At 62.0% G+C, this 11722-nt stretch carries 13 protein-coding genes and 1 pseudogene; 11 read left to right on the top strand and 3 right to left on the bottom strand.

Annotation, left to right across the window (positions count from 1 at the left end; genetic code table 11):
* Positions 1–187 (bottom strand): hypothetical protein (locus ACSAMQ_RS18000; RefSeq protein ID WP_435396975.1); only part of this gene is annotated, 187 nt, incomplete at its 3' end.
* Between the two features lie 177 nt (positions 188–364).
* Here ACSAMQ_RS18000 and ACSAMQ_RS17995 point away from each other — a divergent pair.
* From ACSAMQ_RS17995 to ACSAMQ_RS17965, 7 genes and pseudogenes are all read left to right on the top strand, one after another.
* Positions 365–733, top strand: a complete 369-nt coding sequence (locus ACSAMQ_RS17995) for a TrbC/VirB2 family protein (RefSeq protein WP_435396974.1) — start codon at positions 365–367, stop codon at positions 731–733.
* Positions 726–1040 (top strand): type IV secretion system protein VirB3, encoded by a 315-nt coding sequence (locus ACSAMQ_RS17990; protein ID WP_435396973.1) that lies wholly within the window; start codon positions 726–728, stop codon positions 1038–1040. Before ACSAMQ_RS17995 ends, ACSAMQ_RS17990 begins: the two co-directional genes overlap by 8 nt.
* Before the next feature lie 173 nt (positions 1041–1213).
* Positions 1214–3670, top strand: a complete 2457-nt coding sequence (locus tag ACSAMQ_RS17985) for a VirB4 family type IV secretion/conjugal transfer ATPase (protein WP_435396972.1) — start codon at positions 1214–1216, stop codon at positions 3668–3670.
* Positions 3671–3730: 60 nt separating this feature from the next.
* Positions 3731–4495 carry a hypothetical protein gene (locus tag ACSAMQ_RS17980; protein ID WP_435396971.1) on the top strand — a complete coding sequence of 255 codons (765 nt, stop codon included), beginning with the start codon at positions 3731–3733 and terminating at the stop codon, positions 4493–4495.
* 63 nt (positions 4496–4558) lie between these two features.
* Positions 4559–5326: a hypothetical protein gene (locus ACSAMQ_RS17975; protein WP_435396970.1), complete on the top strand. Its 768-nt coding sequence runs from the start codon at positions 4559–4561 to the stop codon at positions 5324–5326.
* Between the two features lie 96 nt (positions 5327–5422).
* Positions 5423–6628, top strand: a complete 1206-nt coding sequence (locus ACSAMQ_RS17970) for a type IV secretion system protein (protein ID WP_435396969.1) — start codon at positions 5423–5425, stop codon at positions 6626–6628.
* A gap of 13 nt (positions 6629–6641) precedes the next feature.
* Positions 6642–7064, top strand: a pseudogene (locus tag ACSAMQ_RS17965) (DUF4189 domain-containing protein); the annotation flags it as partial.
* 1 nt (position 7065) lies between these two features.
* On the opposite strand, the gene ACSAMQ_RS17960 reads toward ACSAMQ_RS17965, so the two are convergent.
* Together ACSAMQ_RS17960 and ACSAMQ_RS17955 are read right to left on the bottom strand one after the other, a co-directional pair.
* Entirely contained in the window at positions 7066–7230 is a 165-nt protein-coding gene (locus tag ACSAMQ_RS17960) for a hypothetical protein (protein WP_435396978.1), read from the bottom strand.
* Positions 7231–7855: 625 nt separating this feature from the next.
* Entirely contained in the window at positions 7856–7999 is a 144-nt protein-coding gene (locus tag ACSAMQ_RS17955; protein WP_435396977.1) for a hypothetical protein, read from the bottom strand.
* On the opposite strand from ACSAMQ_RS17955, the gene ACSAMQ_RS17950 reads away from it, so the two are divergent.
* From ACSAMQ_RS17950 to ACSAMQ_RS17935, 4 genes are all read left to right on the top strand, one after another.
* Positions 7932–8375, top strand: a complete 444-nt coding sequence (locus ACSAMQ_RS17950) for a DUF4189 domain-containing protein (RefSeq protein ID WP_435396976.1) — start codon at positions 7932–7934, stop codon at positions 8373–8375. The two genes, ACSAMQ_RS17955 and ACSAMQ_RS17950, sit on opposite strands and share 68 nt — an antisense overlap.
* 114 nt (positions 8376–8489) lie before the next feature.
* Entirely contained in the window at positions 8490–9011 is a 522-nt protein-coding gene (locus ACSAMQ_RS17945; RefSeq protein ID WP_435396968.1) for a DUF4189 domain-containing protein, read from the top strand.
* Between the two features lie 284 nt (positions 9012–9295).
* Positions 9296–9823 carry a hypothetical protein gene (locus ACSAMQ_RS17940; RefSeq protein ID WP_435396967.1) on the top strand — a complete coding sequence of 176 codons (528 nt, stop codon included), beginning with the start codon at positions 9296–9298 and terminating at the stop codon, positions 9821–9823.
* Positions 9824–10126: 303 nt separating this feature from the next.
* Positions 10127–11227, top strand: coding sequence for an XVIPCD domain-containing protein (locus ACSAMQ_RS17935; protein WP_435396966.1), 1101 nt, complete (start codon positions 10127–10129; stop codon positions 11225–11227).
* Positions 11228–11722 lie beyond the last annotated feature (495 nt).

Here is an 11722-nt window from a genome sequence, read left to right as displayed (position 1 = left end):
CCGCCCTGGCCACGTCGCAGCCGGCGCCGCCGCCGCCGATGGCCGCGGCGATGCCCCAATTGCCGTTGTCTGCTACACCAACGCCGATTTCTTCACCGTCTGCGGTCCCGCCCGTTTCGATGGGCATGGCCGCGTTGGTCCCGCAGGCATCGCAGCCGGTCAAGGTGATGCCGATGAACGCGGCCACCGCCGCGGCCGCTCCGTCGAAGGAGCCTTCGCCGGGCGACCAGGCCTTCGTTTTCTGACCACCGATCCACCAGCGCCAAACCCTAGCCGCACCCAAGCTTTACTCCCTAGACCCACGATAGACCCACGATTCTTCTCCACCACCTTTGTCCACTCGCGAACTAGAAGGGATCTCTTCATGAACAACACCATTCTCAAGAACTTCGTTTCTGCCTTCGGCATGGCGGCCCTGTTCGTCGGCATGCTCGCCGCGCCGGAGCTGGCGTTCGCCCAGGGCGGCGGCGCCGATGCGGAAGGTCGCGTCACCGGCTTCATCACCAAGCTCAACGGCCTGCTGAACGTCGCCTCGATCGCCATCGTGACGATCGCCGTGATCTTCGCCGGCTACCAGATCGCCTTCGCCCACAAGCGCATCGCCGACGTGGCCCCGGTCCTGATCGGCGGCTTCCTGATCGGCGCGGCCGCCCAGCTGGCCCGCATGGTCATCCCGGAAGACGTCGGCGCTCCGGTCGGCATGGTGATGCACGTCCTGACCACCTATGCATAAGAACGCGCTGTTTCGCGGCTGTACGCGCCCGCCGATGTTCCTCGGCGTGCCGTACATTCCCTTCGCCATCGGCGCGGGGGCTTCGATCCTGCTGACGTTCTACATCAACATGTGGTGCATCGTGTTGCTGCCGATCGTGATTTTCATCATGCGGCAGATGACGCGGCGAGACGAACTGATCTTTCGCCTGCTCGGCCTGAGGCTCCAGTTCCGCACTCGCGTGCGCAACCTGGAACACCACCAGGGCATGTGGGTGTTCACGCCGAATCTGTATCGCAGTCCCAGCGACAAGAAAGCGAAAAAATGAAGTCCGGACGTCATTGCGGCTCGCCCGCAATGACGTCCGGCTTTGCCGGCAACCCACCGCCGGGTCCCACGACTGCCGCTGGCGTCATCGTTGTTTCCGATACCGCAGTTACCGTCCAAGCCGTCCAGCCTCAAACAACCGCTTCGTCCACCCCTCAGGCACGTACCGACCCTATGTTGACGCCCGACGCTCCGATCAGCGAGTTCATCCCGCTGTCCACCCACGTATCGCCGACGGTCCTGAAGACGACCGGGGGCGACTTCCTGTTGGTGTGGCACCTGGGTGGGCTGCCGTTCGTCGGGCGCGAGGAGTGGGAGCTGGAGCATCGCCACAACACCTTCAACCGGATGCTGCAGACCCTGCGCGCTCCGGACTTCGTCAACGTGGCGTTCTGGGTGCACGACATCCGCCGCCGCCGCCGCATCAACACCAAGAACCAGTTCGACCAGCTCTTCAACCAGGAATTGTCGGACGGCTACTTCGCGTCGCTGTCCAGTCAGAAGCTCATGCAGAACGAGCTGTACCTGACGATGATTTACCGCCCGATCGTGTCGGGCAAGCGTTTCGTCGAGAAGTCGGCGAACGTCGAGCAGCTGAAGGAAGAACAGGAACAGGCGATCGGCAAGATCATGGAGCTGGCCAGCAACGTCGAGGCGGTCCTCAAGGACTACGCTCCGTACCGGCTGGGCATGTACGAGGCCAAGAACGGCCTGGTGTTCTCCGAGGCGCTGGAGTTCTTCGGCTACCTGCTCAACCGCATCGACGAGCCGGTGCCGGTGCTGCCGGCGCCGGTCTACAACTATCTGCCGGTCAGCCGGCACATGTTCTCGAACAAGTCCGGCGACTTCGTCATCAATACGCCGAACGGCGTGAATCATTTCGGTGCGATCCTCAACATCAAGGAATACACCGACGCCACGTACCCGGGCATCCTCAACGGCCTGAAGTACCTGGACTTCGAATACGTCGTGACGCATTCGTTCAGCCCGATGGGACGGCAGGACGCGCTGAAGGCGCTCGACCGCACCAAGGGCATGATGATTTCGTCCGGCGACAAGGCGGTCAGCCAGATCATCGAGCTCGACATGGCGATGGACCAGCTCGCCTCGGGCAACTTCGTGCTCGGCGAGTATCACTTCACTTTCACCGTGTACGCCGACAGCCAGGAAAAGCTCGCCCAGCACCTGGCGATGTCGCGCGCCGAACTGTCCAACGCCGGTTTCATTTCGGCCAAGGAAGACCTGGCCGTGGCCTCGTCGTTCTATGCCCAGTTCCCGGGCAACTGGAAGTACCGCACGCGCCTGGCCAACGTCAGTTCGCTGAACTTCCTCGGCCTGTCGCCGCTGCATAACTTCGCGACCGGCAAGAAGGAGAACAACCCCTGGGGCGACTGCGTCACCACTCTGCAGACGACCAACGGCCAGCCGTATTACTTCAACTTCCACGCGACCCATCCGGCCGAGAACTCGCTCGGCGAAAAGGCCATCGCTAATACCATGGTGATCGGTAAGTCGGGTACCGGTAAAACCGCGCTGATCAACTTCCTGCTGAGCCAGGTGCAAAAGCTCAAGCCGGTGCCGACGATCTTCTTTTTCGACAAGGACCGCGGCGCCGAGATCTTCGTGCGCGCCTGCGGCGGCAACTACCTCGCTCTCGAGAACGGCCAGCCGACCGGCTTCAATCCGTTCCAGTGCGAGAACAACGAAACCAATACCCAGTTCCTGTCGGACCTGATCAAGGTGCTGGCTGGCAAGAGCGTCTATTCGGCGCGCGAGGAAGAGGACATTTTCCGCGCGGTCGAGAACATCCTCGACACGCCCCCGCACCTGCGTAGCATGACCAACCTGCAAAAGAGCCTGCCCAACATGGGCGACGACGGTCTGTATGCGCGCCTGCGCAAGTGGACCGCGGGCAACTCGCTGGGCTGGGTGTTCGACAACCCCGTCGACACGATCAACCTCGAAAAAGCCAACATCATCGGCTTCGACTACACCGATGTGATCGACAACCCCGAAGTGCGCGTGCCGGTGATCAATTACCTGCTGCACCGCCTCGAGGAGCTGATCGACGGCCGTCCGCTGATCTACGTCATGGACGAATTCTGGAAGATCCTCGACGGCAGCGGCGGCCTCAAGGAATTCGCCAAGAACAAGCAGAAGACCATCCGTAAACAGAACGGCATGGGCATCTTCGCGACCCAAAGCCCGGAAGACGCGCTGGCCAGCGACATCTCGGCGTCGCTGATCGAACAGACCGCGACCCTGATCCTGCTGCCGAACCCGAACGCCAGCCGCGAGGACTACATCGAAGGCCTCAAGCTCACCGACGCCGAGTACCAGGTGGTCAAGGGCCTCGACGAGCGCTCGCGCTGCTTCCTGGTCAAGCAGGGCCACTCGGCGGTGGTCTGCCAGCTCAACCTGCGCGGCATGGACGATGCCTTGTCGGTCATTTCCGCGTCGACCGACAACATCGACATCATGCATCAGGTGCTCGAGAAGGCCGCACTCAAAAAGGGCGTATCCCAGAACGACTTGGTGCCCGCCGACTGGCTGCAGGACTTTTTCGCCAACCGCAAGGGCTCGGGCAAGGGCCAGGCCAAGAAGGCGGTTTCCGATTCCGCCGCGGCTTGAGCCTGGCGAACCGTTTATTCAGCAGTATCTGACGTCAACCATCAGATCAGGAGAAGGAAGATGAAATCGAACATTGCCAAGCAGGCACGCACCAAGAAGCTGGCTGTCTGCGCACTGGCGTTGAGTAGCGCGATGGCGGCCGGTGGCGTGAACGCGCAATGGGTGGTTACCGATCCTGGTCATACATTTCAGAACGTCTTCCAGCAGATCGCGGTCTCCGCCGAACGCGCCGGCGAGTTCGCCAAAGAGCTGGACGAGTGGAAGAAGCAGTACGAACACTTCCAGCAGCAGCTCATCAAGTTCCAGAGCTTCTTGAACAACCCGATCGCGCTGCCGAACTCGGAGCCCTGGGTCGAGTTGGACAAGTCCGAGGTCGTCAAGCAGAAGTGCGGCGATGCCGGCGGCAGCCTGCTGGGCCGGCTGATGGACAGCGTCGGCCTGCAGCTCAACGGCGACCTGGCCAAGCAGCAGTTGCAGGTGTGCGTGAACATCGAAAGCGCCAAGGTCGACAAGTTCAACTACACCGTCAAGTTCGCCCGCGACTCGGTGCCGCAGATGCAGAGCCTGCTCGGCAAGATCCAGAACCAGCGCGGGACCAGCAGCAGCCAGGGCAACATCCAGGGCGTGGACAGCGAATCGATGCGCCTGGCCAACGACCTGGACATCAAGTACCAGGCTTGGCAGGCCCAGATGAGGACCTACGACGCCTACATCGCCACGATGATGGACAAGCAGAACACCTTGGCCACGCGCGCGCTCAAGGGCCAGGCGAGCCCTCTGGGCCAGATGCTCAGCACCGGGCTCATGGCCGGCGCGCTGCAGTAAGTCGGCGCGCATGGATCGCTGGTCGGCGATGCCGGCGGCAACTATCGGATCGGGAGAGGGAAGATGAAAACGAATGCCAAGCAGGCGTGCAAGAAGAACCTTGCGGTTGGCGTCCTGGCGCTTAGCTGCGTCATGGCGGCCGGCAGCGTCAACGCGCAATGGGTCGTCACCGATCCTGGTCACCAGATCGCGAACATCGGTCAGCAGGTCGCGACCAGCGTCGAGCGCGCGGTGGAATTCGGCAAGGAAATGGCCGAGTGGCAGAAGCAGTACCAGCATTTCCAGCAGCAGCTGATCAAGTTCCAGAGTTTCCTGGACAACCCGATCGGCCTGCCGACCTCCGAGCCCTGGCGCGAGCTGGACAAGGCGCAGGTAGTCGAACAGCGCTGCCGCCAGCCGAGCGGCGGCGGCAGCATTCTCGGCAACCTGATGTCGAGGGTCGGCTTGAGCCTCGACGGCGATCTGTCCGAGCAGCAGATGCAGATCTGCGTGAACATCGAGAGCGCCAAGGTCGAGAAATTCAATTACACCGTCAGGTTCTCGCGCGACACGGTGCCCGAAATGCAGCGGCTGCTCGGCCAAGTGCAGAGCCAGCGCGGCACCAGCAGCGACCAGGGCAACGTGGACGGCGTGAACAGCGAGTCGATGCGCCTGGCGAACGATCTCGACATCAAGTACCAGATGTACCAGGCGCAGATGGCCATCTACGATGCCTACATCGTGGCGATGGTCGACAAACAGAATACGCTCGCCAAGCGCGGCCTGAAGGGCAAGCAGTCGATCATCGGCACGGTCCTCAGCACTGGGCTCATGGCGGGGGCTCTGCAATGACAAGGGCGAACGGCGACGTTCGAATCAAGGCCGCTCTCCGCATGCGGACGATGAGCCAGGCCGGCAACAGCGATTCCAGGGATAGCGGGTGCAGCGATGATTAAAGGACTTAACCTCACCGGCGGCTGGCTGCCGAACTCCAGTCCGCTGGACTGGCTCAATCTGCACGTCAATTCGGTCGGCGACTTCGTCTTCTTCCGTTTGATCCTGAACTACTTGCGCCGCGAAATCCGCGAGTTCGGCCTGGAACTGATGGGTAACGCCATGCAGTGGGTCGGCGGCATCGCGCTGACTCTGATGACGTTGTGGATCCTCTTGCAGGGTTACCGCATCGTCAGCGGCATCTCGCGCGAGCCGATGATGGCCCTGGTGACCAATTCGCTGCGCGCGACCTTCATCGTCGCGGTGGCTACCTCGATGGGCGTGTTCGGAACGAATTTGCACGAGTTCCTGACCGACGACGTCAAGAAGGAAATCAACTGGGTCGTCACCGGCGATGAGAACTCCACTCCGGAGTCTCAGATCGACGAGAACCTGGGCTGGATGCAGTTGGCCTGGTCGAGCATCGACGCCATGCAGGTGGTCAGCGATCCGGCATTGACCGACGAGAAGACCCGGGCGATGTGGGCGGTCGGGTTCGGTACCGGCGGGCCGGCGATTACCGCGGGTATCTCGCTGTTGCTTTATGAAATTGCGATGGCCTTGTTCATCGGACTGGGACCGATATTCATATTGTGTTTGCTGTTCGACCAGACAAAGCAACTGTTCAGCAAGTGGCTGTACTATGGCATCGGAACCATGTTTTCGATGGCGATGTTGAGTGCGATGGTCGCGATCGCCATGAAGATGGTCGCCAAGGTGGCGCTCGTCTTCTGGGGTACCGCGATCGCCGGTGCGATCTGGGGCTCTGAGTTCACCCAGGGCATGTCGAGTCAGGCGTTGCAGCAGGGCGGTCTGGGTTTGATCCTGACGGTGTTGATCATCAGCGCACCGCCGATGGCCGCGATGTTCTTCCAGGGCGTGTTGGGTCAGTTCAGTTCGTACAATTCGTTCGCACCGCCGCAGTCGCAAGGCGCTTCGCCGGGTGGCGGGATTCCGTCGCAATACGGTGCTGGTGCGCCGAATCGAGGCGGCGATAACGTGGTTAATCAGTCCAATATGGTTCCTCAGCAGGCTGGAGCGCCGAGAGTATCAACTGGGCAACCAATGCATGCCGAGACTTCTATGCCGGGCCAACGTGGCTTAGCGAACGCAGACACACCCGTGGGGCCTGGGCAGCGCGGAGTCGGCAATAGGGAATAAGGAAACTCAAGTCATGAAAGCGGTTGGCCTATCCATATTTGCGGTTCTCGCGCTTTTCTGTGGTGGGCAAGCTTCGGCACAGTGTCCAGCGGGTACGCCCTCAGCAGGAAACCCGCAATGCATCCCGCCGAGCGCCTGGCCGCAAAATTCAGCTCCAGCGCGACCCGCGGGGCCGACTTGGAAGCTGACTTGGGGTGCGATCGCCATTGATCCGGATCACGGAGATGTCGGTACATCCGTGGGGCAGTTCAGCAAACGAAAGGCTGAGCGTGAAGCACTGGGTCGCTGCTCCGAGAAAGGCGCGAAAGGCTGCAAGAAGATTCTGTTTACTTATCAGAATCAATGTGCGGCCGTAGCGTGGCCCACGGTGCTCGGACAAGGTGCAGTCATCAAGGCCGCAAGCGGGCCGACCATCGAGTCGGCGAGTGACTATGCGATCAAGCATTGTGCTGGCCCTGGTGCTGGCGGGGGATGTCGAATTGTTTATTCGGGGTGCTCCGACGCTGTTCAAGTTGGCGGATAGACGTCCCTAAACGCTGGGCTTGAGTTATCGTCAACGAATGCCGCTTTGTGTTGAAGAAAAAGCCCATGTCTTCGGACATGGGCTTTTTGCTGGCGCGAGTGGCCATCGATTGTTGCCGTTGTACCTTTGGACCGGCTCTCCGTCGGCGCCTGAAGTCTCTTTACTCGGCAGATGACTCAGGTTCTTAACACTAAGCGCCCGAATCCTATTCGTCTGCAATGGCGTCGGTGCCGTTTGACGAGAACAATTGGGCGATCCGCTGCCCGAACGGCGGCCTTTAGGAATCGCTGCATTTACCGCCTCTTGCACGAGCGATTCGATTTAATCGAGCGGATGGATAAACAGATACTTTGATTCCCGCGGTAGGTGAATCGACGGGAAGTGTTGAAATGAAGGTCTTACGTCTGTTGGTCGTTCTAGGTGTCGGATTGCTATGGAGTCCGGGCTCTCTAGCGCGATGCGAAGCCGGCATGCCCTCGGCCGGCAACCCACAGTGCATCCCGCCGATACTCGTTAGGTGATTCGTTTCTTAAGTTTGATGCGACAATGCTCAGTCTGTGGCTTGCATTACAAATATTGGAACGGAACGAGTCATGTCTCGCGACATGAGCCGTTTATTAGCAGGGCGGAAATTGATGTAAGCGGTTCTTTCTTGGCGTTCTCGACTCGTGTTGCGAGAATGATGCAGTTGAGATCGCAGTGCTTCAATTCTTGGCGGCGATATGGACAAGGAGTGTTGAGTTGAAGACGGTTTGCTTATCAATGATCTTGCTTTGCGCCATTTGGTCCGCATCCGCGACGGCACAATGCCCGGCAGGCATACCGTCTGGTGGCAATCCTTCGTGCATACCGCCGGGCGCCTGGCCGCAGAATGCTCCCTCTCAGCAAGCCGTCCCGCGGGAACGCTGGGAAAGCCGTTGGGGGGCTATCGCTACGGATGCCCCTAATGCTGCACTCGGCACCTCGACAGGAATGAAATCCAAGCGCCAAGCCGAACGGCAGGCGCTGTCGGAATGCAAGAAGAGGGGCGGAAGCAAATGCATTCTGGACGTCTCGTATTTCGACCAGTGTGCAATTCTTGTCACAGGCGATAAGAAATATAGCGTTCATACCGCCATCTCGGTTGAAAGGGCGGCGGAAATAGGTATGCGGCAATGCAGTAATGACGACACCAATTGTCGTGTGTACTACAGCAATTGCAGCGTGCCGCAGCTCGTCCCATAGTGAGCCGCCATTTCCATCCCGGCGGTCACCCATTCAACGCGGGTTGTTTCGGTTTCGGTGGGTAAAGTACTGGCGTGAACCGTTTGCACCACCGGGGTAACAGGGAATGTTGAGATGAAGACAAGGTGTCTGGCCGGGCTTGCCACCCTTTGTTCGCTTTGGAGCCCGGTCGCCGCCGCGCAGTGCCAAGCCGGCATGCCCTCGGCCGGTAATCCGCAATGCATTCCGCCGAGCGCATGGCCGCAGAATGCGTCGGCGCAGCAGGCGACGCCAGCAGGCCCAAGTTGGAAACTGACCTGGGGCGCGATCGCCATCGACCTCGACAGCGGCGATGTCGGCACGACCGTCGGCAAGCCGAGCAAGCGAAAGGCCGAGCGCGAAGCCTTGGACCGTTGCGAGGCCAGCGGCGCGAAAGGCTGCCGGCAGGTCTTGTTCGCTTACGAGAACCAGTGCGCGGTGATCGCATGGCCGTCGGTGGTCGGGGTAGGCGCCGGGGTGATCGCGCAAAGCGGCGCCACGGTCGAGGCGGCCAGCAAGATCGCGCTCAAGCGCTGCGCCGGTACCAGCGTGGGCGATAGCGGAAAATGCCGGATCGTCTATTCGGAATGCACAGAGCCCGTGCTCGTGTCGCCTTGACCGGCAGGCATGGCCCGGAAAGCCGGTCCTTTGAAGGCGAGGGCGGCCTCGACGACAAGCTTCGAGGCCTGCATTGATGCTGGCCTGGTACGGGTCTTGGCCGCCCGCGAATACTCTTCATCGATGAACAGGGAAGGGCCCATGCGCTTCACCCGCAGGCCTTGAGCATCCGACTTTGCCTCGTTCATCGGCTTCGCCCCGGCGCGATCCGGCGGTGTCCGCGGGCGGTTCGAGTGCGTTTGCGGCTGTGCTAACCTGCGGCCCTGGACTGCAAAGGAGTCGCAGTGAAGCCGAATCGAATCATCCTGTTGCTGTTGGCCGCCTCGCTCTGCTCATGCAGCGCCGACTCGGGCCGGGGACAGGCGGACGCGGCGCCAGTCGTCAAAGCTCAAGCGCAAACCGAACGCGCTGCGCCCATGGAGAACGCGATGGATAGCAACGCTTCTGAAGCCACGGCCGAAGCGGTCGTCGCCAAGAGCCCGACCCGCTCGTCGACCGAGTTGGGGGCCGCCTTCAAGAAGGACATGGCCTACGCCGATCTTCGCAAGCTGGTGCTCGACGGCGGCTGGACCCCGGTGGTGGAGCCGGCCTGCAAGAAAAATGTGGGCGGCGAAGCCGAGATTTGTGATCTAATTCCCGAATTGGATGCTTGCAGCGGCGATGGCTACTGCATAATGCACTTCGAAAGCGTCAGCAGCGGCGAGAAGTTGGACGTGACGACCTATGGAATGGTCGAGGACTGGAACGTCGCTGGTGAAGATTCGCGCTTGAACGTTACCGAGTGGGGCTTCGCGAAAGCTTCCAAGGGTTGAGGGCCGGCCAGGAGGCCGCTTCAGCTCGCAAGAAATCGTGGCGCAGATGCGCCATTGCGGTCCCGGGTCTGCAAGTGCCCGGTCCGTAAAGTCGAAGTCGGCTCCGGCCGGTTTCGCATGGCCTGGAAAGATTCAGGATGAATCGGTTTTCCAGGTAACCATCGACTTACTTGCTTGAGCTGGAGGCTCACTACAATGGGAAACAGACTAGGCGACCTCATCGCGCAAGGTGAGGGCGGATACAACTCATACAATCGCGGAAGCGCGGGCGACGCCCGTGGCGCCACGATTGATTTTTCGCGCATGACCGTCGGCGAGCTGCAAGAAGCGCAGCACCTGCCGCGACGCGATCCCGACCGCCTGTTCGCGGTCGGCAAGTACCAAATCATCCCCGGCACCATGGACGGCGCAGTCCGCGGGCTTCGGCTCGACCCGGACCAGCGCTTCACGCCGGAGCTCCAGGAGCGGATCTTCTCCGACTACCTGATCGTCCAGAAACGCCCCGACATCCACGGCTACATCACCGGCAAGCCCGGTGTGACGCTACACGATGCGCAGGAAGCGATGGCGGCCGAATGGGCGAGCGTGGCCGACCCCGACACCGGGCGCAGCCGTTACGGCGGAGTGGGGGGCAACCGCGCCTCGATCTCGGCCGAGCGGGCCGGCGAAGCGCTGCAGGCGATGCGGGCCGAGTACAAGGCCGCGATCGACCAGGGCCTTACGCCGCAAGCCGCCTGGCGGGCCGTCAACGACGCATCTTCGGCCCAGGCCCAAACCACGCCGCGCGCACCCGAACGCGATGCGATGGCCGATGGCGTGTTGAAGCGCGGCGAGCAGGGCGCGGAAGTGCGCGCCATGCAGGAAACGCTCAACAAGCTCGGCTACCGCGACGCGCAAGGGCAGCCGCTCAAGGCCGACGGCGACTTCGGCGATCGCAGCAAGCAGGCGCTGCAGGCGTTCCAGCAGGCCCACGGCCTGAAGGACGACGGCATTGCCGGCCCCAAGACGCTGGAAGCGTTGAGGAAGGCCGAGCAGGCGCCTTTGCTGTCGAATGCGGCGCATCCGGACCATGCGATGTTCAAGAGCGCGGTGGACGGGCTGGAAAAGCTCGGTCCGCAGGCGTTCCACAATCGCCAGGATCTGGAGCGCGCCGCGGCGACGCTGACGTACGAGGCCAAGGTGAGCGGTCTGAACCGGATCGATCACGTGGTGCCGAATGCGGACGGAAGCGGGCTGTTTGCGGTCCAGGGCGGCTTGACCGACCCGGGCAGCCAACGCGCCCACGTCAACAAGGCTCAGGCGGCGAACCAGCCGGTCGAGCAGTCGACGTTCCAGGTCCAGCAGGACGCGCCGCAGCAGGCCGCGCCGACGCAAGAGCACAAGCCGAAGGTCCTGACCGCGTAAGCGCGCGGCGCTCCGTTCGCGTACGCGTCCGGAACGCCGTCTCGCCCGCTCGGTCGGCGTCGCCTCGTGCCCGTCGCCGCGTGCGCGCAAGCGTACGTGCCGGCGCAGTGCGGTCGCGTCGTTCGGTGGTTCCCGCCCTTTCGTCGTCGCGCGTGCGTCGGTCCCGCCAGGCCGACCCGGTCGTGCCCGTGTCAGCGACTTTCCCTCAGCCAGCCGGGCCCGCCAGCACTGCGAACGCAGTCTGTCGCGCCGCCGCGTTCGGCGAACGAATACGACTTCACCCGCGACACCCCGTTACCTCGATCAGTCAAGGAATTGCTATGAAATCTGTGAATCTCTTGGGCATCGCGCTGTTGACCGTGTTGAGCGGTTGCCAGGGCGGCACGGCGAACGGCGACACGTCGGCGACGCCGGCGGCCGAGACCGCGCCGCAAGCGTCGGCTCAAACCGAGACCGCTCCGGCCGCGACCGCCCCGGCGGCACCGGCCGCGACGC

Source organism: Lysobacter sp. 1R34A (assembly GCF_051217035.1).
Classification (GTDB): Bacteria; Pseudomonadota; Gammaproteobacteria; order Xanthomonadales; family Xanthomonadaceae; genus Lysobacter.
This window is presented reverse-complemented; position numbering and strand designations above follow the sequence as displayed.

What these genes read in the sequence shown, in the direction of transcription:
- ACSAMQ_RS17955 (WP_435396977.1), bottom strand. Translation starts at nt 7,999, where the DNA reads ATGCACGAAGGATTGCCACCAGACGGTATGCCTGCCGGGCATTGTGCC.
- ACSAMQ_RS17980 (WP_435396971.1), top strand. Translation starts at nt 3,731, where the DNA reads ATGAAATCGAACATTGCCAAGCAGGCACGCACCAAGAAGCTGGCTGTC.
- ACSAMQ_RS17995 (WP_435396974.1), top strand. Translation starts at nt 365, where the DNA reads ATGAACAACACCATTCTCAAGAACTTCGTTTCTGCCTTCGGCATGGCG.
- ACSAMQ_RS17970 (WP_435396969.1), top strand. Translation starts at nt 5,423, where the DNA reads ATGATTAAAGGACTTAACCTCACCGGCGGCTGGCTGCCGAACTCCAGT.
- ACSAMQ_RS17990 (WP_435396973.1), top strand. Translation starts at nt 726, where the DNA reads ATGCATAAGAACGCGCTGTTTCGCGGCTGTACGCGCCCGCCGATGTTC.
- ACSAMQ_RS17960 (WP_435396978.1), bottom strand. Translation starts at nt 7,230, where the DNA reads ATGTCCGAAGACATGGGCTTTTTCTTCAACACAAAGCGGCATTCGTTG.
- ACSAMQ_RS17985 (WP_435396972.1), top strand. Translation starts at nt 1,214, where the DNA reads ATGTTGACGCCCGACGCTCCGATCAGCGAGTTCATCCCGCTGTCCACC.
- ACSAMQ_RS17935 (WP_435396966.1), top strand. Translation starts at nt 10,127, where the DNA reads ATGACCGTCGGCGAGCTGCAAGAAGCGCAGCACCTGCCGCGACGCGAT.
- ACSAMQ_RS17945 (WP_435396968.1), top strand. Translation starts at nt 8,490, where the DNA reads ATGAAGACAAGGTGTCTGGCCGGGCTTGCCACCCTTTGTTCGCTTTGG.
- ACSAMQ_RS17975 (WP_435396970.1), top strand. Translation starts at nt 4,559, where the DNA reads ATGAAAACGAATGCCAAGCAGGCGTGCAAGAAGAACCTTGCGGTTGGC.